Genomic DNA, 21648 nt, shown 5'->3' on the forward strand with positions numbered 1-21648 from the left:
TGCGTCACGGGTGGCGAAAAGCGCAGCTTTTTGACATCCCGTGCACGCACTTGTTAGAAGTTTTTTCGCTCATTATTTACCTACTGGAATATGGTAAGTTGTAAAATACCGACCTAATTGTTCTGTTTTATGAACTTTAGTGGCCATTTTATTTAGTGCCTTGTACTCAGGCCTACTTTCAAGTAAATGAAATAGTATTTCTTTATGCCCTAACTCATTTGCCCAACACATGAGCACTTTAAAAATTGGAATGCCAAAACCCCAGAATTTTTGTGAGATAACAACAGCTAATTCAAAACCATTATCATCTGGCTGAATTCCACACCAACCAGCTAAAACCCCACCTATATAAACTGCCCGAATACGACAACCCTCTATCGCATCCACTTTAATTTTATCTCCCATCCACTCTTGAAGGCTGGCTGCATCAAAATATGGATGATCGATTAAATGTGTTCTCAGAGAATCCTCATTGACGACTGCCATGAAGTCTTCTGGATTCACTTGATTAAAACACAAAAATTCAATTTCACTCATATCTCAATACTTCTAACGCTTGCAGCAGTTGCGCGGGCTTTTTCGCGTCGACTGCCTGTGATTGTTATGTCGCTATTTAACGACAGGCTCACCAAACCGAATTGCATTGCCGTAGGGGTCATCGATCTGCATTTCCACCATACCCCACGGCTGCTCAGTTAACTCATAACGGAAAGGAGCTTCTCGTTCCTTAAGCTCTTCATAAAGTTCTGAAACATTTTCGACCCTAATATAACAACTACTATCAGAACCAATGGTTCGGGCATGAGCTTCGTTTTCTGCACTCCAAAAATGAATTTCAGCATCATCTCTAGTCAGAATCAGGTGCCCATGATCTGGGAATATTGCTTCTACGTTGAAGCCAAGTTTAATTTGAAAGAATTCCGCAGTGGCTTCTATGTTCCCCGATGGCAGTTGAGGTATTCCTTTCCCTAGTTTCATTGCTTCACCTCCATTAGGACATAACAGCTAATTCAACGACAAATGACATCTACCAAAAACGCACCTATTTCCATACACCCTAGATGTCACCGACCATAATTTTCTTTTATTTTCAATAAATTAAAACATTCAACAACTGACCAGTCTGAAAAATAAGCGTCAATTGTCAAGTTTCACCCAGTACGCCTGTTCGCTTATCTGAAATAGATCCTCAACGACTATTCCATATCTTTCATAGAGTTGTCAGCTCATTGGTACGAAATTTACGAAGTTTTGCGACAATTGTCGTATATCTCCGCTTTTCATCGTGAAATAACCCGAAATCAGTCCTAAGATACTGTATAAACAAACAGCATGGAGGCTGAGCCGATGATTTTGGATGTCCCACCAAAGTTGCCAGACAACCCTACCCGCTTTATGGATCAGCTGCGCACACTGATTCGTAGCCGAAATATGGCCTACAAGACTGAACAGACGTACTGCCACTGGATCAAGCGCTTCATCCGTTTTCATGGTATGCAGCATCCTTCCGCGTGTTCGGCAAAAGAGGTGGAACAATTTCTATCGCACCTTGCGGTGCAGCGTAACAACAGTGTCAGTACCCAGCGGACTGCGCTGAATGCCCTCGTGTTTCTGTTCCGCGAGTTTCTGGAGCAGCCCCTGGATGAACTATCGTTTGAAATGGCACGAAAACCCAGACGCTTACCCACCGTTTTTACCCATGATGAAGCCAAAGCCGTTATCAACGGCCTGGAAGGCGCTCCTCAGTTGGTTGCGCGCCTGATGTATGGCTCCGGCCTGCGAATCAACGAAGCCTTGAGACTTAGAGTGAAAGATGTGGATTTCGGGATGCAGCAAATCATCGTGCGCAGTGGAAAAGGCAATAAGGACAGAACAACCTTGCTCCCGGACTCATTGGCAGAGCCATTAACCCTGCAAATTGACGCTTGCTTGGTTCAGCACAAGAAAGACCTGGCCGGCGGTCATGGCGAAGTCTATATGCCCTTTTCTCTGAATCAAAAATACCCCAGCGGAGGCAAAGAACCTGCCTGGCAATATCTGTTTCCAGCCGCCAAGTTATCCATGGATCCGCGTAGCGGCGTCTTACGCCGGCACCATCTTCTGGATCGCGGTGTTCAACGGGCCATCGGTTTAGCTATTCGTGAGGCGGGAGTATACAAGCAGGCAAACAGCCACGCGTTTCGCCATAGCTTTGCCACTCGCCTACTGGAAAACGGATACGATATTCGCACTATTCAGAAGCTGCTGGGTCACGCCGACGTGCGCACCACTGAAATCTACACACATGTGGTTCGTAAAGGAGGCTTTGGAGTTCGCAGCCCGATAGACGACGCTTTCTAACTTTCCCAGCGGCTTTCCGGAATGCGCTGTACGTGGATATGCCCGATCAGGCGAATGGTGGGGCGAATCAGGAATTGGAAACTGCCAATAATGAACAGCCAGATGGCCGCCTTCTCGTGTTCGGGAAACAGAAACAGGACGCTGCCCACCAGAAACCAGATGGCGATCAGGAAATCATTGATGATGCTGAGCACTTCGTAACGGCGCCGTATAACCAGTTCTTCATGGCCTAACCGAAAGGTTAGTGGGTTATCTGTACGGTCTTCAGCCATTACACATCCTGTTTCCGGTGGGTTTGGTGAATTATTGCATGTCTTTGTAGGCTACGTCGGTGCGCGCCGCCATGATGTAATCGTTTTTGTGCAAGCCACCGATTTTATGAGTCCACCAGCGTACGGTGACCTTGCCATATTCCAGAAGGATGGCGGGATGGTGCCCTTCCTCTTCGGCCAGGTCACCCACCTTGTTGGTAAACGCCTGGGCCTGGGCAAAATTCTTGAGCTTGAACTCTCGCTGTAACTGTTCTTCCCCGTCCAGCTCAATCTCCTGCCAGTCGGGTACATCTTTACCCAGGGCTTGCTTCTGATCGGCAGTGACTGTGGGAGCATCTGCGCTGCAGGCTTCACAGCTTTGTTTCGTCAGTTCACTCATTTCAACCTCCATGGTTGATGGCTGTACTACTAAGCGTGGGTTCGTTGTGTGCAGCCATTAAGTATGAGACATCCGGGATAAAATGGGATTGAATGGGACAATGTGAGATGGAGCGAGGCGTGGTGCGGCGTTTGGGCTTAACCAGGGGCACCGAAGCCATGCGCTCGCAAAATGAGACGCCCGGACTCTTTGAGGGTGTCAGGTCAATAGAATTGAGACAAGCCCCGGGGTCGGGTAAATCGTCTTTAAAACTTTCCGAACCATTCTTTAAAAACAACTTGGTGATCAACTGAACCAGGTCTCTAACCTGGGATCGGAGTTGCCTCAGTTCGTCGCGGATCGCGTGGTCTGACTCCCTTCTTCCATAACACCTGGTGTTTTCGCCCTGCCCTTGCTGGTGGTCGCTCTCTCGCCGACCTATGTTGCTGTTTCCGTTCCCTATCACCACAGTGCTGTCGTTGCCTACGCTTATATTTACGCCAGACTTGTTTTTGTCCTGGCTGGATCCGTCCTCCTCAATTACATCTCCAATTTGTTTCAGAAGATCATCAATCATGTTGCCCCTCAAAATGCCTATCAGCGAAATGCAGCCAGCTCTATCACATTGTTTAGACTGGCTTCGTCCATAGGCTCTCCCTGCCTCAAGTAAAACTCGTAAACCAAGCGCACGATGCGTGCGCATGCCTTCGGCGACAGATCGGGCCTGCGCTCATCCAGGAGCTGCAGGACTTTCATCGTCACTTCTTCCAGAGAGCTTAGATCCACCTCACGCAATAGCTCCTGGTGGCTGACAGTATCTGCATTTGCTTCGCGTTCACCGGTGGCAAGCCAAGTAACTGACACATTGGCCGCCACAGACAGCGCCACTAGCTTGTCCGTTCCCGGAACAGACTTCCCGCTCAAATATTTCCTAATCAGACTCTGAGCGATTCCCGTTTCGCGCTCTAAAGAGTACGGCGTTTTCCCATTTAAGGCCTGCCTAAGTCGCTCACTGAATGCGTCAATGTTCCAGCCTGGAACATTGACCTCAGAAGCTGTAGAAGGTTGACGCGTCATACTTGCCCCCAAGTCCCTGATAAGGCTAAAAAAAGAATCATACGATCACCAAAAAGCATCAAAATAGAACATTGACGTGCTTCCTGTGCTTGCAATGATCTCTATAGAGCACTATTATTTGTTCATGTTCAAAACTCACAGGCAAAAAAATCCTGCAAGGGCGTTAGCACATGAACAAACAAATTGAGCCTAAAAAAGCGGCACCAGAGAACTGGCACCGCGCCGATATCGTCGCCGCACTGCACAAGGCCGGATGGAGTCTTCGCAAGCTGGCAATCCACCATGATTACTCATCGCCCACAACGCTGGCTCACGCCTTAGACCGGCCTTGGCCAAAAGGTGAGCGACTGATCGCGACGGCCATCGGTGTCGATCCTGAGACCATCTGGCCCACCAGGTACACACAGAACTACACCCAACCAAAGGCAAAGGATAGCACCTTGCAAGGTGTATTAAACCCACGGTCAAAACAGTGCAAATCACAGGCTGCATAACGCGCCTCCTAAGGTGCTCAGTTATCGCCAGTTTAGGCACGTGGATGTTGAGGCAGCTAGGCCAACAGCAGGCTTTGTTTGGAACAGGTAATCAAGAGGTTTTCTAATGCGCCGTCGGAATTGGAAACGGGTAAACCCAACGTCACTCAGGCATGCCATGGAGCTTTGCCTGGAGCATGGCCGTGAGAAAAAGAACCTGTCGGTTGACCGGGTGGCCGACCTGATGGGCATGGCCTCTAAGTACACCCTCTATAAATGGCTGGAAAATGGCCGCATGCCAGCCGTGATGATCCGGCCCTTTGAACACGCCTGCGGAGCAACCTTTATCACCCAGTACATTGGGACCTCCGCGCAGAAGCTGCTGATTGATATCCCTGCCGGACAGCCTGCCAGCCAGGACGACTTGTTAACCCTTCAGTCCACCTTGAATGACGCGGTAACTCTGCTGGCTCAGTTCTACAAAGGGAACCTGGAAAGTGAGGAAGTGATGGCCGGCCTGACCACTGCCATGGGCCAGTTGGCTGGACATCGTTGTAACGTCGAAAAAGCGCCGGCACCAGAGCTGGGCTTGTTTGTTGGAGGTGACGAATGAGCCAAGACTGGTTTACGGCGAAAGAGTTGGCTGGGCTGAGTGGTATGCCTGGCACTCACAGTGCAGTAGTTCGTCGAGCCAAGCGTGACGGCTGGAAGAGTCGCCAGCGCCGGGCACAGGGCGGTGGCCGTGAATATGCGTTCTCTTCGCTGCCCCTCGAAACCCAGGCGGCCGTCCTAAAGAAATTCGGCTCCAGCGCCAAGGCCGCCACCAAAATCAAGCCAGAAAAGGCCACCAAAACCACTGGCCGAGAGGAGCTCTGGGATCTGTACGAAGCGGCACCCAACACCATGAAGGAAGCCGCGCAGCATCGCCTGGTGGTCATTGAGTCCATCGAGCGCCTGCAGGACAACGGCGCCAGCAAAACCCAGGCGATCCACCAGGCGATGATCACTTACCGGGAGTCACGGGCCACGCTCTACCGCTGGTTGCAGATCGCCAACTCCGTGGAGCCGGAGGACCGGTTGGCCGCACTGGCACCGTCCTACAAACCAGGTCGCCCCCGTGCCGCCTGCGACGAACGGGCATGGGACCACTTCAAGGCCCTGTACCTGGCACCCGAGCAACGCACCGTTGCCCACTGTTATGAGCTGACAGAACAGGCGGCCAAGGCCGAGGGCTGGGACTGGCCACCGCTGCGCACCATAAACCGCCGCGTGAAGGACATACCCCGCCACATCCGGGTGCTGGAGCGTGAGGGCGAGAACGCGCTGCTCCGGTTGTACCCCTCCATGAAACGAACCGTGCGGGACATACACGCGCTGTTCTGGATCAACGGCGACGGCTACCAGCACAACGTATTCGTGCGCATGCCGAATGGCGAGATTGGCCGGCCAAAGACCTGGTTCTGGCAGGACATCTACAGCCGGCAAATCGTTGGCTTCCGCACTGACCAGAGCGAAAACACGGACATGATCCGCCTAGCCCTGGGCGATGTCATCGAGCAGTACGGAATCCCCGAGCACGTCACCATCGACAACACCCGCGCCGCCGCCAACAAGTGGCTGACAGGCGGCGTCAGCAACCGGTACCGCTTTAAGGTCAAGGAAACCGACCCATTGGGCCTGCTGCCGCAACTCGGCATCAAGGTGCACTGGACATCGGTAGTCGCCGGAAAGGGCTGGGGCCAGGCCAAGCCAGTGGAGCGCGCTTTCGGTGTCGGTGGTTTGGGTGACTACGTCGACAAGCACCCGAAATTCGAGGGCGCCTACACCGGCCCCAACGTTACCGCCAAGCCTGACAACTACGGCGAGAAGGCCGTGGACTGGGATGTGTTCGTGAAGACCCTACGCCAGGCCATCACCCAGTGGAACGAAAAGGAGAAGCGCCGCACAGAGATATGCGCCGGCGTGCATTCCTTCAAACAGGCCTTCGAGGACAGCTACCAGCGCAATGCCGAGCACATCCGCCGTGCCACGGCCGCACAGCGCCGGCTCTGGCTGATGCAGGCCGAGTCAGTCCTCGTCCAGCGGGACGCCAGTGTCAGCCTCACGATCGGCAACGGCCCGAACGGCAAGAACCGCTATGGCGCGGACTTCCTGGTGGATTACGCCGGCGAGCGAGTGGTTGTCCGGTTCGATCCAGACAGCCTCCACAACGCAGTGCACGTGTACCGCAATGACGGCCGCTACCTGGGTGAAGCGGAGTGTCTGCACGCTGCTGGCTTTGGCGATACCAGCGCCGGCCGCGAGTGGAACCGCGAGAACAAACGCCGCAGCAAGGCCAGCAAGCAGGCTGCCAAGGCCGAGAAGCGCATGAGCGTTCTGGAAGCCACGGAGTACCTGCCGGAGCCGGAAGACTCGGCACCGGAGGACCAAAGCAACGTGCGCCGGGGCGACTTTGGCCGGGTTCAGAAGGCAGTGGCAGGCAGTGACATCGTCGACCAGCCCTACCAGTCACCGGCGGACAAGTACGGATTCAACGACGCGATGGAGAGACACCTGAAGAAGTTCAAAGGCGAGGCATGAAAAAACCCGGGAGCGGCAACTCCCGGGCTCAAAGTGGCCAAAAGGCCAATCACTTTCAAAGCAAGGCAAGGATAACACATGACACGAGAGCAGCGAAAAAACATGAAAGCCAAACGCAACGAAGCCCTGGCGGATGCCGTCGAACAGATCATTGCCGATGAGAGCTTGACCCAGGCCTCGGTTTCCAAGCTGACCAACATCAACGCTGCCCGCCTTAACCAGTGGTTAAAGGGCACTTACCTGGGCGATAACGAAAAGATCGAACAGGCCATTCAGCGTTGGTTGGACTCCCGCGAGTCCGAGGCAGAGCTGGAAGGCAAGCTGCCGGCGGACGCTGGCTGGGTGCGCACTCCCAGCGCATCCTCCGTGATGTCCGCGCTGAGCTTTGCCCAGATGGCGGGCTCTATCAGTGTTGTGTACGGCGGTGCCGGCATCGGCAAGACCACTGCCATCCGCACCTATCAGAACCAGGCACCCAACGTCTGGCTGGTCACTGCCACACCGACCGTGGCACGGCCGGGCCCGATCCTCACCCGGATTGCCCAGTCCCTCAACCTGCGCACCACCGGTGCCGTCCACGTTGTTGAGAGCAACATCATTGAGCGTGTCCAGGGGACTCGTGGCCTGATCGTTATCGACGAGGCGCAGCACCTGTGCCACCGCGCCCTGGACTCCATCCGCGCCATTCACGACGCCACCGGCGTGGGCATCTGCCTGTCTGGCAATGAAATCGTCTATGCCCAGCTGACCGGTGGTACCCGGGCGATCGGCTTTGCCCAGCTGTTCAGCCGCGTATCCAAGCGGGTTCGCCTGAGCAAGCCACAGGATGCCGATATCGCCGCCATCCTGGATGCCTGGGGCATCACCGACAAACAAAGCCGCAAGTTCTGCCTGGCCATTGGTAAGCGCCCCGGCGCACTGCGTGGCCTGAGCCAAACGCTGCGCCTTGCCACCCTGTTTGCCAACAACGTGGGCGAGCCCCTGAGCCTACAGATTATCCGCGATGCCTGGACTGACCTTGGAGGTGACCTGTGAGCCGCATGCACCCAACTGCCTACCTGGAACACCACGCCGACGTTTACGCGGCGCACCTGATGCACAAGCACGGAGTCACGCTGGATCAGTATCTGGCGGATCCGGCCAGGTACGAGCACCTGCTGGGTGCTCCATTCCCCCTCACGCCGGCGCAGACGAAGGTGCGTGTGCGGCTGATCCGTCAAGAAGTCCTCCAGGAGCAAGCGGAGGAAATTGCCCAGCAGCTGGACGGCCTGCCACGGAACAACGTGCGGCCTTTCGAGCCGCTGCACCACAAGCGCCACCCTAAACGCCGTGGCATTGCGAGCTGCCGTAATCGCTCGCTGCAACCGACCAAACCACAAACCACATGAGGCAGAGCCCTATGAACATGCAAGCCAACAACCAGGACCAGTTCCGCCGCAACGCCAAGGGTCACCTGGTGCCCGTGGAACAAATCAAGGATATCGACCGGCTGCGTGATGACGTCGTGCAGAAAGTCATCGGCAGGGTCGAGTCTTTGCAGGAAATCATGCGTGATACGAAAGCGAAAATCGCCAGTGAGGTGGAGGCCTTTCTGGAGCTAAGCGCCATGGAGTACGACACCAACTACGGCGGCAAGAAAGGCAACGTCACCCTGACATCATTCGATGGCCAGTACCGAATCGTCCGCGCCGTAGCAGATCACCTGGCGTTCGACGAGCGCCTGCAGGTGGCAAAGGAGTTGATTGACCAGTGCATCCATGAATGGACCGCCGGCAGCAGCTCCGAGGTGCAGGCGCTTGTGGAGCATGCCTTTCAAACCGACAGCGCCGGCAAGATCAGTACCGCACGCGTGCTCGGCCTGCGCAGCCTGAACATCAAGAACGAAAAATGGCAGCAAGCCATGCAGGCGATCATGGATTCCATCCAGGTGACCGGCAGCAAGAGCTACCTGCGCTTCTATGAACGCCAGGGCGAGGATGGCGCTTACCGCCAGATCTCGCTGGACGTGGCCGCGCTTTAGGGGGGCGAGCAATGAAAACGCTTCATATCGAGGACCACGGCCAGGACTTCCTGGAGTGGGACATAGACAACGATGGAATAGTCGTCGAATGCCGCCCTTTTCAAAACGATATCTGGAAGGGAACGCGAGTGATGAGATACCGGCAGGGAGATTGTCCACTGATTCTTCCGGTTGGTTTCGAGGTACCCGTTCTTCTCAATTACCAGATAACGGCGGTTCAGGAGCGCGACTAGTGAACTACTACGAGGCGAAGTTTGCGAGAGAGCGAAAGGAGCGGCCAACCGACTGGCTGATTGTCGAGTCTGGCGCGAACGCTTTCCGGTTACTTGAGATAAAGAGGATTTAGTTATGGCTGACCATGATGAAACGGACACCAATCAGAGCATGAAGGATGAGATGGGCACTAAGGCCACTATAACGATTACGACAGGCCCGGAAGGGTTCGATATCGGCCTCGACTTCCACGGCGAGAAGATGGATCAAGACCCTACAGCGGTTCAAGCATTGGCTGTCGTTGGCCTCAGCGCCATCAAAGACGCCATCCGTGATCACTTCAATGTAACGGAAGAAATAACACACCGAAAGAAACGCGGATAAGCGAAACGCCCTGCGGGGCGTCTGCCAGGCGTGGTTGCCTGGCACTGATGAGCAGCCGAACCGGAGGGAGCTATGGGCCCCAGGACACAGACCACAGAGCTAGGCACCGAACGGCGCTGCACCAAGTGTGACGAGTTCTGGCCGGATGACGCCGAGTTCTTCTACACCAAAAATGGAAAGACACAGCAGCCCTGCAAGGCCTGCTATGCGCAGCTGCCATCCAGGCAGGCCCGGAGGGCGGGAGCGAGAGTATGACGGTCTACGTCGACGATATGTACAAGCACGCCCTGGGGCGCTACGGCCGAATGAAGATGAGCCACATGATTGCAGACACCTCCGAGGAACTGCATGCCATGGCTGCGAGGATCGGGGTTGAGAAACGGTGGTACCAAGGTGACCACTACGATATTGCGCTGAGCAAGAGGGCGCTGGCCGTTGAAGCCGGAGCGGTAGAGGTCTCAATGGTCGAGCTTTCCAGCATGTGCCGGAGGCAGAAGGTTGAGGGCCACTGTGGAGCCCCGAACGATGCCCGCGATTGGTGGGCTCGATATCGCCAGAAACACAGAGAAACCAAAAGCGCTGGAGCGAGAGCATGAGTAAGTGGGAAACACTCGAAGAAAGTCTGTCGGGCGTCTTTTGCCACGCCGCCGCTGTCGCCGATGGCCACCAACTGAAGTTCGTTAAGACGCTCCACAAGGAACGTTTGGTTGTAGAGGTTTACGTTGATGGATGGATCAAGGGCGAATGGACTACAGCCACCGCTGATGGCGAACCGAAGCACCCAGAAGGTCGATTCTGGCGGCCGTACCGTCACCGAGTCTACAAGCTAAGTCAGTACAAAAATCTTAGGAGGGTGTTTGGCAAAAAACGGGCCGACGAAATGACAGCCCTGAAAACGTGCGCCTTCATGCCTTACTGGAACACGCCGAAGAGCCTAGTGAGGCACCTGAAAAAGAACTTCCCGGATCTGGAGATCCTGGACCAGACCGAGGAGGGCCAACTGTGAGGTCTCAGCGCGCACCCTATGAACCGACAGTGGATGAATGGCCAGAAATCTGGGTGATGCTATGCGGCCATTGCGCAAATGCAGGCGGTTGCCAAGTTGTCGAGGGAATGATCGAAATGAAGGAAGGCGGGGAATGGCCCCAGGGCGGCTGGGTTACTGATCCTGGCGCTGGCGTAACTTGCCTGAGCTATACGCCTAAACCTTTGAGGCAGCTGACTGGTCAGCAGCTCGAAGAAGCCAAAGGCCAAGCGGTGCCAATGTGTTCCGGGTGCGCAGCCCAAAAAGGCAGTGAAGCGTCTGTGAGCCTTCACACGCGGCGGGATTTCAAGGCTGCTGTCGAGAGTCGAGCGCTCTTTGTCTGCCACGAGCAGGGCCAAGAAGGCAAGCCATGCGGCGGCTGGTGCAACGCAGTGCAACATGGAAACGGAGATTAAGTGTGAAACACGACAACCGCAAAAAGGTCCAGGCCCAGATCCACATCGCCCGCAAGCAACTGGCCCTGGACGAAGACACCTACCGCCAGATGCTGGCCACGGTTACCGGTGGCAAGCGTTCCTGCTCGGACTGCAATGTGGCGGAGCTGTACAAGGTGCTTCAGCACATGAAGGATCGCGGCTTCAAGGCCCGACCAAAGAAGCGTGTGGCGCAGCACCCAGGCACACCCCACAACCTGGGCCGGGAGCCCATGCTCCAGAAAGTGGAGGCCCTGCTCGCCGAGATGAGAGCGCCGTGGAGCTATGCCGATGCGATCGCAAAGCAGCAAACCGGCATTCCCAAGGTGGCCTGGCTGAAGAAGCCAGAACACCTGCGTGGGCTGATCGCTGCCCTGGACGTGGAACTGGAGAAGCGCCGGCTGCTGGGCTCACTGGAAACGGCCATGAAGGCACGGGCGATGTCGCTCGACGATATCGACAGGTTGCACCCTGAGTTGCCTCAGAACTGGCACAGAACCCGGAAGGTCCTGGTCCGCCTGTGTAATCACTACATGATGCCGGATGCTTGGCTGGAAGCGCACCGGGAGGGTAACAGCCAATGAAGCTAGGCCGCTGCCCCATCTGCCATAGCCACATCCAGCTGGAAGCGTTGATCCAGGACGACGCCGGCAGTGAGCTGCTTGGTGTATTGGCTGGGCTCGGCCGCCCACTGGCCCGGCCACTGGTCCAATACCTGGGCCTGTTCCGTCCGGCCAAGTCGGATCTCAGCAATGCCCGTGCGCTGCGGCTTGCCCAGGAAACCTTGGAGCTGGCAGACCGTGACAGCCTGGTCGCCGCCCTGCAGGACACCATTCGCAGTATTCACGACAAGCGCACCAGAGGACAGGTCCAGCCCCTTAAGAATCACAACTATCTGAAGCAGGTACTGGCCACCGTGGCACCCGAAGCCCGGAAGCCAGCGGCCGAGGCCGACAACCACCGGCCAAACGTGATTGAAAAGAAGCAGGGCCTGGAAGAAACACCGGAGCAGGCGCAGGCCGCCTGGCGCCGTGACTTGATAAAGCGGGGCATCGACCCGGACCAGTTCACCACCAACCGGAAAACCGGAGTTTGACATGACCACCTGGGACACCGACTACTTGCCGCCCTCCCTGTGCGAACTGGTCGACGTGATCGGGCTGCAGGCAGCGCAAAGCCTCGTCAGCGAATACGGTGGCGTGCGGCTGACAGTGCCTACCAAGATGCCGGAGGACCACCCGCTGGCAGAGCTGCTGGGATTGGATATCGCCCGCAAGCTCTCCCACCACTACGCCCAGGAGCGCCTGGACGTGCCCAACGCCAAGGCTGCGATCATGGCTGTGCGCAACCAGAACATGCGCCAGGAACACGCGGACGGCGATTCTGCCCGGGTGCTGGCTCGCCGGTACCGGCTCACCGAGCGCCGGGTTTGGGAGATCCTGTCTGAAGGTGTGCCTGACGATCGGCAGACAGATATGTTTTCGGTGGAATAACTTGAACCCACGTTTTTGAAGGTTGACAATTGCGCCTTCCCTAAACAAAGGATAAGTAATTGTGAAATCAGGAATATATCGTCTTTACTTTCTTGCAATCCATATCGCCTTAGCGCTAGTCCTTTTGAAAAGTGATTTCCTAGAGAAGGTGGACCGAAAATACGATTTTGGTTTCACGCAGAACGAGATAACCGACCACTACCACCGAATGCTGACTTACCATTCACGCATGGACAGTAACGTACCCGAGGGATCGGTAATCTTTATAGGTGATAGTCTTACCCAGGGCTTGCCAGTCTCGGCAGTCGCCGTTCCGTCAGTAAACTACGGGATCGGCAGTGACACTACACTTGGCGTATTGAAGCGAATTCCTGAATATCTTTCCATCAACGAATCAGCCGCAGTAGTTGTTGCAGCCGGGATCAATGACATGAGGCGGAGATCTAACGAGGAAATAATCTCTAACATGGGTGAGATATCAGAGGCTGTGCCCGACTCAATCCCATTGATTTTTAGCGCTGTGCTTCCAATTGATGAGCAACAGAAGGGGCCAGAGAGAGAGGGATGGAACCAAAGAATTGATTCTTTGAACGAGCAGCTGAGTGTTTTTGTGGAGGACGAAGATAATAGATATTTTGTCGACGCAGGTGATGATCTTATCGACTCAGAGCGCAATCTTGCGGACCAATTCCACATTGGCGACGGTGTGCACTTGAGTTCGGAGGGAAACTCTATTTGGATCGAACATCTTAAAGACACCTTGCGATCCAGTATTTAGGTTTTCTGCTTTGAAACGTTAAACGAATACTTTCCTACGCGCGCAAGAAAATTATCAGTTCCTAATAGTTCAGAAAGCCGCCGCAGGAAATCCTCAAAAACCTCAATTTTCACATTCCCAAATGTCTACTCCTGGGGTTGCAGTTTGAAAATCGGCTGTATCCTAATTTTTGAAATACCGAAAGAGAGATGGATACGGCGCGAAATTCGGGCATTGGAAGGGCCTAGAATATTCCCCATTCCGATTCTGAAAAAACGCACTATCCTCTTTTCAAACCGTCAATCACAGGAGAAGTCTATGCCAAAGAACCCAACCCTTCGGGAACTGATGGACCAGCTGCGCGAGCTGCAAGCAGGCCGGAGTGCAGTGACCGATCTGGTTACACCAGGCAGCGACCTGCACGCGGTAGACCGCGACAAGTTCACCGTGCTGCTCAACATTCTGGACCGGGATACTGAACGAGTGTTGGAAGATGTTGACCGCGTTTTACACCCGGATTAGGCGCTGGATAAACGCTGCTCAATCTGTAGTGCTTGCCATGTGCTGGCGTCCTGAGTAATCTTTGGACATTCGTCTTTCAGGGGTGGGCCGCCGCCCCTGAAGGGCTTCAGGCCTAAACCTGACCCTTCCCGCCGCTAATCTGCGGCCATGGATAAACAAACCTTTCTCGACAAATTCCGCGCTGGCCCCTGGCTGATCTTCACCATCGTGATGGCTGCCATCGTCGGCTTCCTGTACCCACACCAACTTGGCGTTCTGCTCTGGAGCCTGACCAAGCTGTCAGCCGGTGCCTACCTCGGCTACTGGATTGACCGCACGATCTTTTACTACGGCCGTCCCGGTGATATCAGGCACGAAGACCTTGAGACGGCGTTACTGATCATCGGCAGCATGATCCGCCGATCACTCATCATGGCCGCAGCCATCCTTGCCCTTGGGTTGGGGGTCTGAACGTGCGTCTGTTCCTGGTGTTAATGCTGCCAATGCTGCTGTTGTCATGCGCCCCGGCGAATGCCCAGCAGGTGCCGGATACCGCCGAGCGTTACCAGCGTGAGCTGACCCGCATAGTGCAACAGGAGCGTGGGTTGGATGGCTCCGTAGCCGTCCACGCAGCACAGATACACCAGGAAAGCGGATGGCGCCCCGGCGTCGACAGCCCGGTGGGTGCCCAGGGTATGGCGCAGTTCATGCCAGCCACTGCCACCTGGATCTCTGAAATATATCCCGACCTTGGCCAGGCCGCGCCCTATTCCCCCGGCTGGGCGATGCGAGCGATGGTCCGCTATGACCTTCACATTATGGAGCGCGTAAAGCCGTGGTACGCGCGCGACATGCCTGAATGCGACCTCTGGGCTTTCACCCTCAGTGGCTACAACGGTGGCCCAGGGTGGGTAAGCCGTGACCGGCGACTGGCCAAGGCCGCCGGTCACAACCCTGATCTCTGGTGGAACCACGTTGAGCACTTCACCAATCGCGCCGACTGGGCAAAGCGGGAGAACCGCCATTACCCACGGCGAATACTCCTGGAACTGACACCGCTCTACACCAGGGCTGGCTGGCAAGGGGGTGATCCATGTTCAAGATAATCGGCAGTGTGGTTATGCGCTGGCTGGGAGGTGGCACGTTGGCCGCCTTGTTGGCTTTGGGCGGTGGCTGGTTGTGGCACGACTGGCAAACCGGCCGGCTGGAAGAGCGCCTGGCCGAAGCGCGCGGAGAATCAATCGACCTGCGCACCAGCGTGAGCCAATGGCAGGCCGAGGCCGAGCGACGAAAGCAGGCATTGGACCAGTTGCGTGAAGACGCCAGAGCCTCGGAGGCGGCACGGCGTGAACTGGAGTACCGCCTGGAAGAGCAGGACGCCGCCTATGAGGCATTGCTTAAGAAGATATCGGCCGCCCCGGAAAGCGAAGACGGGCCGGTGGCCCCAGTGCTACGACAGACACTGGAGGATCTGCCATGAAAATCCTTTCGTTGTTGGCATTGGCGTTTGTCCTGACCGGTTGCGGAACCACGCCCGAGCGGATCCCTGCGCCTGAGCGTATGCCGGCTCCCATCGTCTGTGACCTGAAGCAAGGCATGGTAGAGCCCGAGCCACAACCCGTGCGACCAACCGGCGACTACAGCCAGCGACATGTGAGCGATTACCTGGCCCGCCTGCACCGCTGGGGCTCCCGAGGCTGGGAAAAACTGGCTGCAGCCAGGCAGCGAAACGAACGTTGTAAAGAACAGCACCAACCAAATACCGCCGATTCAGAACGTGAGGATCAGTAGTGGCGATGGATGAGAAAGTGTACGAGCAAGCCCAGGCGCTGACGGAGCGCCTGACGCGGGCCGGTGTTGAGCAGGCCCTGCAGTGTCACCTGGAAGCACCGCTGGAGTCTCATGGCCAGCGCCTTTGCCTTGGTTGCCACGATCACCTGAGCGTTGCGCGCCTGCAGGCAAACCCTAATGCCGTGCGTTGTGTAGAGTGCCAAACCGACCATGACCGCAGGGGGAAGTGATGGATTTGTCGCAGTTTGATTACGACGCTGCTCGGTTCTGGATGGGCTTCATCCAGATTGTTGGCCTAGTGGCGCTGTTTGCTTACACCCACATAAGTAACAAGTCCAAAGCCAATGCCAGTGCAATCAATACCGTACGGGGCGACATGGAAGCCACATACGACCACCTGGAAGAACGGGTGGTCCGCTGCGAGCGCCGGCAGGATGTATTCGAAAGCCGCATGGATGGCGCCCCCACGCATCATGACCTTTCGAAGGTCTATGACCGTTTGAATGATGTGGCAGAGGATCTCTCGGGCGTCAGCGGCCAGATGCGGGCTTTGTCACACCAGCTGTCGATGGTCAACAGCTACCTTCTTAACGCCAAGGGAGACCAGCCTAAATGAGCTACCAGGACTTTCAAACCGAAGGCCGCCGTCTGGGGATTCTCCGCATCCTGTCACGGCGCAACCAGTTCACCACCAACGAGTACAGCCTGAACGATGAACTGGCCGGCAATTATGGCCACATGATCAGCAAGGACCAGTTGCACACCGATCTGGCGTGGCTGGAAGAACAGGGTCTGGTGATCTGTCAGCAGCCCCGTGCAGGCTGGATTGTCACCTCCACCAGCCGGGGCGTCGACGTCGCCGAAGGCCGGGCCCGCGTGCCAGGCATCGCCCGCCCTCAGCCGGGAGTGTAAGCCATGCCGCCGCGCTCAAAGATTTACGATCTGCCCCAGGATCTCCGGGAGGAGCTGAACGAACGGCTGGTCAACACCGGCTTCCAGGATTACGACGGCCTGACCGACTGGCTGGAAGAGCGCGGCTTCAAGTTCTCGAAATCCGCTGTTCACCGCTACGGCCGTGGCCTCCAGGAAGAGTTCGAGGAAGCTATGGGCGACGTGCGCAAAACCACGGAGCTGGCCAAGGCGATGACCGCCGAGAACGAAGACGAGAGCGGCCATTTGATCGACGCCACCGCTCGGATCGTGCAGGACCAGCTGCTACGCATCACCATCGCCATGCGCAAGGCCGAGCACGAACCGGAGAAGGCCGCCAAACACCTGAGCAGTGTGACTCGTGCCCTGGCCGATATCGGCCGGGTGTCCCTCGGGCAGAAGAAGTGGGCCCGGGAACTGCGACAGGAAGTGGCCAAGGAAGCGGCCGACGCGGCGGAAACCAGCATGGCCAGCCAGGGCATGACCCGCGAGTCCATCGACGCAATCAAGCGTGACATCCTGGGGATTGCCCGATGACCACCGCACTGCCGGACTCTGTTCTACTGCCGTACCAAAAGGCCTGGATTGAAGACGATTCAGAACTCAAGATCGCCGAGAAGAGCCGGCGCACCGGCCTGACCTGGGGCGAAGCGGCAGACGCCGTGCTGACGGCCAGCGCCTCCAAGGCCGCTGACGGTACCAACCATTTCTACGTTGGCTCTAACAAAGAGATGGCCATCGAATTCATCGACGCCTGCGCGATGTGGGCGCGGGCCTTCAATAAGGCCGCCTCCACCGTCCAAGAGGAGGTTCTGAAAGACGACGACAAGGACATCCTCACGTTCAATATCCACTTCGCCAGCGGCTTCAAGATCCAGGCGCTGTCCAGCCGGCCCAGCAACCTGCGGGGCCGCCAGGGTAACGTCACCATCGACGAGGCCGCTTTCCATGCGGAGCTGGCCGAAGTGCTCAAGGCCGCTCTGGCGCTGACCATGTGGGGCGCCAAGGTGCGCCTGATCAGCACCCACAACGGGGTGGAAAACCTCTTTAACGAACTGATCCAGGACAGCCGGGCCGGCAAGAAACGCTACAGCGTGCACCGGCTCACCCTGGACGACGCCTGTGACCAGGGGCTGTATAAACGCATCTGCCAGGTGCGCGGAAAGGAATGGAGCGCGGTCGCCGAGAAACAGTGGAAAGAGAACCTGCTGAAGGACACCGCCACCCGCGAGGACGCCCTTGAGGAATACTACTGTGTTCCGAAATCCGGCGGCGGCGCCTACATCTCCCGGGCCCTGATTGAGGCCCGCATGGTGGAAGCCCCCGTGGTGCGGTACGAAGGCACGGTCGAATTCAACGCCTGGCCGGAACATCTGCGCAAGGCCGAGGTGCACGACTGGTGCGAGAGCGTGTTGCTCCCGCTGCTGGAATCGCTGAACCCGGAAAGCCGCCACTGCTTTGGCGAGGACTTCGGCCGCAGTGGCGACCTGACCAGCATCGCGCCGATGGAAGTCACCCAGCAGCTGAAGCGCTGCGTGCCGTTCCTGGTGGAGCTGCGCAATGTGCCCTTTAAGCAACAGGAACAGATCCTGTTCTACATCGTCGACCGGCTGCCGAATCTTCAATACGGCGCCCTGGACGCCCGGGGCAATGGCCAGTACTTGGCGGAACAGGCGCAGTATGAATACGGCTCTCAACGTGTCGAAGCGGTGATGCTCTCGCAGTCCTGGTACCTGGAGACCATGCCCAAATTCAAGGCCGCCTTTGAAGATGACGGCATAGAGATCCCCCGCGACAGCGACGTGCTCGATGACTTGCGAGCCCTACAGGTGATCAAGGGTATCCCCAAACTGCCCGACGCTAAGACCGGCGATGACAAGAAACGCCACGGTGACACGGCCATCGCTCTGGCCATGGCGTATTACGCCAGCTTCCAACAGGGCGCCCTGGAGTACGGCTACGAGGCCATCCGCTCCGGCCCTGACCACAAACACCACCGGCCGGTGCGTGCCACCGCCGGGTTCCGTAACCGAGGAGGACTGCTGTAATGGCCGAATCATCCATTGTGGACGCACACGGCCGTCCGATCCGGAAGGCCGAACTGAAGAAGGAATTGGCCGCGCCCTCGCTGACCGGTGTACGCCAGGTGTGGCACAACGGCATTGCCAGCCACCTGACACCGGACCGCCTGGGAATGATCCTGCGGGCGGCCGAAAACAACGATGGCCACGACTACCTCACCCTGGCCGAGGAAATGGAAGAGCGCGAACCGCACTACGCCTCGGTGCTTGGCACCCGCAAGCGGGCGGTCAGCGGCCTGGACGTGGTGGTGGAATCAGCCAGTGATGAGCCGGCAGACGTGCGCCTGGCAGATGCGGTGCGTGACCTGGTGCGGGATGCCGTGTTCGGGGATCTGATTGAAGATCTGCTGGACGCCCTGGGCAAGGGCTATTCAGTCGCCGAAATCATGTGGAACACCAAGGGTGGCCAGTGGTGGCCACGGGAATACGTGTGGCGAGATCCGCGTTTCTTCCGTTTCGACCAGGCCACCGGGCGAGAGCTGCGGCTGATCGATCCGGACAACGTGGCCCAGGGTGTGCCGCTGGCCCCGTACAAGTTCATCGTGCACCGCCCCAGACTGAAGGCGGGCATCCCCCTGCGCGGTGGCTTGGCCCGCCTGGTGGCGGTGTCATACATGGCGAAGAGCTACACGCTCACCGACTGGCTGGCATTCGCCGAGGTGTTCGGAATGCCCCTGCGCCTGGGTCGTTACAACGACAGCGCCAAGTCGGAGGAAGTGGACATCCTCCGGGCGGCCGTGGCCAACCTGGGCTCTGATGCGGCCGCCATCCTGCCCGAAGGCATGAAGATCGAATTCCAGGAAATCGCCAACACCCAGGGCGGTGCCGATCTGTTCAAGGGCCTGGCCGAGTGGATCGACAAACAGACCAGCAAGGCTGTGCTGGGCCAGACCATGACCACGGATGACGGCTCCAGCCAGGCACAGGCCACCGTGCACAACGACGTGCGGGAAGACATCCAACGGGCCGATGCACGCCACCTGGGCGTGAGCCTTAACCGCGACCTGGTCAAGCCGTTTATCGACCTGAACTACGGCGTGCAGCGCCGGTACCCCAACGTGCGTATCCATGTGCCGGAGCCGGAAGATCTCAAGCAGCTCGTTGCAGCATTGAAAGATCTGGTACCGCTCGGCCTGAAAGTGGAAAGCTCGGTGATCTCCGACAAACTGGGTCTGCCGGATCCCGCAAAGGATGCCGACATCCTGATGCCCGAACAGCAGGTGTTAAGTACCGTTCAATCTGCCAGTAACCAGTCTTTAAAGACCGCTCAAAACCGCGAATCCGTGGTCAACGAAAGCGAGCCGGACTTTGATGCAATCGCCGAGGCGGAGGATGACTGGGAAGTGCAGCTCGCACCGCTGATCGACCCGATCGAACGCCTGGCGCAGCGCGTGACCGAGGAAGGCGGAAACGAGGAAGACTTCCTGGCACGCCTGGGTGAAGTACTCGACGAGATGGACGAGACCGAATTGGTCCGCCGTCTGGCCTCCAGCACCTTCAAGGCCCGGGGCCTGGGCGATGCGAGGGATGACTGATGGCCAACTTTAAGGCCGGCCCGGTACCGCGTGACGCCCTGGCGTATTTCCGCGACAAGGATCTGCGCGTTGGTTTTGACTTCCAGGATGTGTGGGGCCAGGAACACGCCCATTCGTTCACCGTAGCCAAGGCCATGAAGATGGACATCCTGGACGATGTCCGCGCCGGTCTGGACGAAGCGCTGGCCGAGGGTAAGACGTTCCGGGATTTCTCCCGGGAACTGAAGCCCAAGCTCCAGGAGAAAGGCTGGTGGGGCATCAAGGATGAGATCGACCCGAGCACCGGCGAGCGCCGCCGCGTGCAGCTGGGCTCACCCCGCCGGCTGAAAACCATCTACCAATCCAACCTGCGCAGCGCCCGATCGGCCGGCCAGTGGCAGCGCATCCAGCGCACCAAGGAAACCCAGCCCTTCCTGCTCTATGAGCTGGGCCCCAGCGAGAACCACCGGGAAGAGCACGTGTCCTGGGCGGGTACTCTGTTGCCGGTGGACCACCCCTGGTGGCGCGACCACATGACGCCCAATGGCTACGGCTGCAAGTGCCGGGTACGCCAGGTGTCTGAGGTTGAAGCAGAACGCATGGAACGCGAAGGCATCCAGGACCCACAGGCGGAGCTGGAGACAGACCCGGAAACCGGCCTGCCCACCGGCCGGCGCCAACGCCGAACCATGCCAGTGCGCCGTGAGCCACCGCCCACCCGCACGGTCAGCTTCACCAATCAGCGCACCGGGGAGATCATCCAGGTGGACCAGGGCCTACATCCGGCCTGGGCCACCAACCCGGGGCAGGATCGCGTGCGTGTACTCCGGGACCGCATGACTGGCAAGCTGGATACAGCAGACCAACGCCTGGCCCAGGCGACCACAAGAGACGTGATGGACAGCCCCATACTCACCGACTGGGTGCGCCGCCCGGACGGCGAGCTACCCGCCGGCGTCATCGAGCGCCGGGCGCAGACAGCCCTGGGTGCGGACACGCAAGTGGTACGCCTGGCACCTGGTCGCCTGCCAGATCCGGACAGCCTGGCCGTTGAGGATTACCGGCAGCTGCCGGACGTGATCAACCGGGGTATACTGATCGCCCAGGACAATGAACGCCTGTCGGTGTTCCGAAGCCGTGAGGGCGACACCGGTAATCCTTGGTGGCTGGCAACAGTCCGGCGCAGCGGTGACAGCCAGCGCCTATACCTCACCGACTACCGTGGGGCCACCGATGAAGACCTGGAACAGGCCCGCAGCCGTGGCCAGGTGATTCGAGCCTCGGAACAGCCCTGATCTGGTCAACTTTTGTTCACGCCGTAGAACGCCCTCAGAAGCGCCAGAAGGCCGCTAACTGGCATAGAGCTACCATGGCCGGGGTCAAACCCCGTTCGTCGTTTTTAAATG

The 21648-nt window shown here is 57.5% G+C and carries 33 protein-coding genes and 1 other RNA gene; 28 read left to right on the forward strand and 6 right to left on the reverse strand.

Going from position 1 to position 21648, the window contains the following annotated elements; translation table 11 throughout:
* Window positions 1-72: 72 nt before the first annotated feature.
* Complete coding sequence (locus tag ACTRWH_RS15780; RefSeq protein ID WP_062383255.1) at window positions 73-537, reverse strand: hypothetical protein; 465 nt, start codon at window positions 535-537, stop codon at window positions 73-75.
* 72 nt (window positions 538-609) lie between these two features.
* On the reverse strand, window positions 610-978 hold the full coding sequence (locus ACTRWH_RS15785; RefSeq protein ID WP_076921755.1) for a bleomycin resistance protein: 369 nt from the start codon (window positions 976-978) through the stop codon (window positions 610-612).
* A gap of 369 nt (window positions 979-1347) precedes the next feature.
* Between ACTRWH_RS15785 and ACTRWH_RS15790 the strand changes: the two genes are divergently transcribed.
* On the forward strand, window positions 1348-2340 hold the full coding sequence (locus ACTRWH_RS15790; RefSeq protein ID WP_051946894.1) for an integron integrase: 993 nt from the start codon (window positions 1348-1350) through the stop codon (window positions 2338-2340).
* Here the strand turns inward: ACTRWH_RS15790 and ACTRWH_RS15795 are convergent.
* Genes ACTRWH_RS15795 through ACTRWH_RS15810 form a run of 4 tightly spaced genes read right to left on the reverse strand, consistent with a single transcriptional unit; the run spans window position 2337 to window position 4047 of the window.
* Window positions 2337-2612, reverse strand: a complete 276-nt coding sequence (locus ACTRWH_RS15795) for a YrhK family protein (protein WP_041336773.1) — start codon at window positions 2610-2612, stop codon at window positions 2337-2339. The genes ACTRWH_RS15790 and ACTRWH_RS15795 overlap by 4 nt on opposite strands.
* 31 nt (window positions 2613-2643) lie before the next feature.
* Window positions 2644-2991 (reverse strand): 4a-hydroxytetrahydrobiopterin dehydratase, encoded by a 348-nt coding sequence (locus ACTRWH_RS15800; RefSeq protein ID WP_126810284.1) that lies wholly within the window; start codon window positions 2989-2991, stop codon window positions 2644-2646.
* Window position 2992: 1 nt separating this feature from the next.
* Window positions 2993-3547 (reverse strand): hypothetical protein, encoded by a 555-nt coding sequence (locus ACTRWH_RS15805; protein ID WP_462826589.1) that lies wholly within the window; start codon window positions 3545-3547, stop codon window positions 2993-2995.
* 20 nt (window positions 3548-3567) lie between these two features.
* Window positions 3568-4047 (reverse strand): helix-turn-helix domain-containing protein, encoded by a 480-nt coding sequence (locus tag ACTRWH_RS15810; protein ID WP_462826590.1) that lies wholly within the window; start codon window positions 4045-4047, stop codon window positions 3568-3570.
* A 170-nt stretch (window positions 4048-4217) separates the two neighbouring features.
* Here ACTRWH_RS15810 and ACTRWH_RS15815 point away from each other — a divergent pair, with 170 nt between their 5' ends.
* The 27 genes from ACTRWH_RS15815 to ACTRWH_RS15945 all read left to right on the forward strand — a co-directional run bounded on the left by ACTRWH_RS15815 (window position 4218) and on the right by ACTRWH_RS15945 (window position 21537).
* On the forward strand, window positions 4218-4541 hold the full coding sequence (locus ACTRWH_RS15815; RefSeq protein ID WP_462826591.1) for a helix-turn-helix domain-containing protein: 324 nt from the start codon (window positions 4218-4220) through the stop codon (window positions 4539-4541).
* Between the two features lie 106 nt (window positions 4542-4647).
* Window positions 4648-5133, forward strand: a complete 486-nt coding sequence (locus ACTRWH_RS15820) for a MerR family transcriptional regulator (RefSeq protein WP_462826592.1) — start codon at window positions 4648-4650, stop codon at window positions 5131-5133.
* Window positions 5130-7100, forward strand: coding sequence for a transposase domain-containing protein (locus tag ACTRWH_RS15825; RefSeq protein WP_462826593.1), 1971 nt, complete (start codon window positions 5130-5132; stop codon window positions 7098-7100). The genes ACTRWH_RS15820 and ACTRWH_RS15825 overlap by 4 nt, the downstream gene beginning before the upstream one ends.
* Window positions 7101-7178: 78 nt before the next feature.
* Window positions 7179-8135, forward strand: coding sequence for an AAA family ATPase (locus ACTRWH_RS15830; RefSeq protein WP_462826594.1), 957 nt, complete (start codon window positions 7179-7181; stop codon window positions 8133-8135).
* Between the two features lie 5 nt (window positions 8136-8140).
* The gene (locus tag ACTRWH_RS15835) at window positions 8141-8488 is read left to right on the forward strand and encodes a hypothetical protein (protein WP_462826595.1); all 348 of its coding nucleotides are present in this window, start codon (window positions 8141-8143) and stop codon (window positions 8486-8488) included.
* A gap of 17 nt (window positions 8489-8505) precedes the next feature.
* Entirely contained in the window at window positions 8506-9120 is a 615-nt protein-coding gene (locus ACTRWH_RS15840; protein WP_462826596.1) for a DUF3164 family protein, read from the forward strand.
* 11 nt (window positions 9121-9131) lie between these two features.
* Entirely contained in the window at window positions 9132-9353 is a 222-nt protein-coding gene (locus ACTRWH_RS15845) for a hypothetical protein (protein WP_462826597.1), read from the forward strand.
* Between the two features lie 115 nt (window positions 9354-9468).
* Window positions 9469-9717 (forward strand): hypothetical protein, encoded by a 249-nt coding sequence (locus ACTRWH_RS15850; protein ID WP_462826598.1) that lies wholly within the window; start codon window positions 9469-9471, stop codon window positions 9715-9717.
* An RNA gene (locus tag ACTRWH_RS15855) (hammerhead ribozyme type II) lies at window positions 9716-9778 on the forward strand. Before ACTRWH_RS15850 ends, ACTRWH_RS15855 begins: the two co-directional genes overlap by 2 nt.
* Window positions 9779-9968: 190 nt before the next feature.
* On the forward strand, window positions 9969-10313 hold the full coding sequence (locus tag ACTRWH_RS15860; RefSeq protein ID WP_462826599.1) for a DUF4031 domain-containing protein: 345 nt from the start codon (window positions 9969-9971) through the stop codon (window positions 10311-10313).
* Window positions 10310-10723, forward strand: coding sequence for a hypothetical protein (locus ACTRWH_RS15865; protein WP_462826600.1), 414 nt, complete (start codon window positions 10310-10312; stop codon window positions 10721-10723). Before ACTRWH_RS15860 ends, ACTRWH_RS15865 begins: the two co-directional genes overlap by 4 nt.
* A 436-nt stretch (window positions 10724-11159) precedes the next feature.
* Window positions 11160-11759, forward strand: a complete 600-nt coding sequence (locus tag ACTRWH_RS15870) for a phage protein GemA/Gp16 family protein (protein WP_462826601.1) — start codon at window positions 11160-11162, stop codon at window positions 11757-11759.
* The gene (locus tag ACTRWH_RS15875; protein WP_462826602.1) at window positions 11756-12271 is read left to right on the forward strand and encodes a hypothetical protein; all 516 of its coding nucleotides are present in this window, start codon (window positions 11756-11758) and stop codon (window positions 12269-12271) included. The genes ACTRWH_RS15870 and ACTRWH_RS15875 overlap by 4 nt, the downstream gene beginning before the upstream one ends.
* A 1-nt stretch (window position 12272) precedes the next feature.
* Complete coding sequence (locus tag ACTRWH_RS15880; RefSeq protein WP_462826603.1) at window positions 12273-12668, forward strand: Mor transcription activator family protein; 396 nt, start codon at window positions 12273-12275, stop codon at window positions 12666-12668.
* A gap of 61 nt (window positions 12669-12729) precedes the next feature.
* Window positions 12730-13446 (forward strand): GDSL-type esterase/lipase family protein, encoded by a 717-nt coding sequence (locus ACTRWH_RS15885; RefSeq protein WP_462826604.1) that lies wholly within the window; start codon window positions 12730-12732, stop codon window positions 13444-13446.
* 297 nt (window positions 13447-13743) lie between these two features.
* Entirely contained in the window at window positions 13744-13947 is a 204-nt protein-coding gene (locus ACTRWH_RS15890) for a hypothetical protein (protein ID WP_462826605.1), read from the forward strand.
* 147 nt (window positions 13948-14094) lie between these two features.
* Window positions 14095-14397, forward strand: a complete 303-nt coding sequence (locus ACTRWH_RS15895) for a putative holin (protein ID WP_462826606.1) — start codon at window positions 14095-14097, stop codon at window positions 14395-14397.
* A gap of 2 nt (window positions 14398-14399) precedes the next feature.
* Window positions 14400-15032: a transglycosylase SLT domain-containing protein gene (locus tag ACTRWH_RS15900; protein WP_462826607.1), complete on the forward strand. Its 633-nt coding sequence runs from the start codon at window positions 14400-14402 to the stop codon at window positions 15030-15032.
* On the forward strand, window positions 15020-15406 hold the full coding sequence (locus tag ACTRWH_RS15905; protein WP_462826608.1) for a hypothetical protein: 387 nt from the start codon (window positions 15020-15022) through the stop codon (window positions 15404-15406). The genes ACTRWH_RS15900 and ACTRWH_RS15905 overlap by 13 nt, the downstream gene beginning before the upstream one ends.
* The gene (locus ACTRWH_RS15910) at window positions 15403-15717 is read left to right on the forward strand and encodes a hypothetical protein (RefSeq protein ID WP_462826610.1); all 315 of its coding nucleotides are present in this window, start codon (window positions 15403-15405) and stop codon (window positions 15715-15717) included. The genes ACTRWH_RS15905 and ACTRWH_RS15910 overlap by 4 nt, the downstream gene beginning before the upstream one ends.
* Before the next feature lie 5 nt (window positions 15718-15722).
* Window positions 15723-15947 carry a TraR/DksA C4-type zinc finger protein gene (locus tag ACTRWH_RS15915; protein ID WP_462826611.1) on the forward strand — a complete coding sequence of 75 codons (225 nt, stop codon included), beginning with the start codon at window positions 15723-15725 and terminating at the stop codon, window positions 15945-15947.
* Window positions 15947-16333, forward strand: a complete 387-nt coding sequence (locus ACTRWH_RS15920) for a hypothetical protein (RefSeq protein WP_462826612.1) — start codon at window positions 15947-15949, stop codon at window positions 16331-16333. Before ACTRWH_RS15915 ends, ACTRWH_RS15920 begins: the two co-directional genes overlap by 1 nt.
* Window positions 16330-16629 (forward strand): VpaChn25_0724 family phage protein, encoded by a 300-nt coding sequence (locus ACTRWH_RS15925; RefSeq protein WP_462826613.1) that lies wholly within the window; start codon window positions 16330-16332, stop codon window positions 16627-16629. The genes ACTRWH_RS15920 and ACTRWH_RS15925 overlap by 4 nt, the downstream gene beginning before the upstream one ends.
* Before the next feature lie 3 nt (window positions 16630-16632).
* Complete coding sequence (locus ACTRWH_RS15930; RefSeq protein WP_462826614.1) at window positions 16633-17184, forward strand: phage protein Gp27 family protein; 552 nt, start codon at window positions 16633-16635, stop codon at window positions 17182-17184.
* A complete protein-coding gene (locus ACTRWH_RS15935) occupies window positions 17181-18695 on the forward strand; it encodes a hypothetical protein (RefSeq protein WP_462826615.1) in 1515 nt (504 codons plus the stop codon). Before ACTRWH_RS15930 ends, ACTRWH_RS15935 begins: the two co-directional genes overlap by 4 nt.
* Entirely contained in the window at window positions 18695-20263 is a 1569-nt protein-coding gene (locus ACTRWH_RS15940) for a phage portal protein family protein (protein WP_462826616.1), read from the forward strand. The genes ACTRWH_RS15935 and ACTRWH_RS15940 overlap by 1 nt, the downstream gene beginning before the upstream one ends.
* On the forward strand, window positions 20263-21537 hold the full coding sequence (locus tag ACTRWH_RS15945; RefSeq protein WP_462826617.1) for a phage minor head protein: 1275 nt from the start codon (window positions 20263-20265) through the stop codon (window positions 21535-21537). Before ACTRWH_RS15940 ends, ACTRWH_RS15945 begins: the two co-directional genes overlap by 1 nt.
* Window positions 21538-21648: the final 111 nt, after the last annotated feature.

The organism is Marinobacter sp. G5_S1_61_S3, from assembly GCF_054968585.1.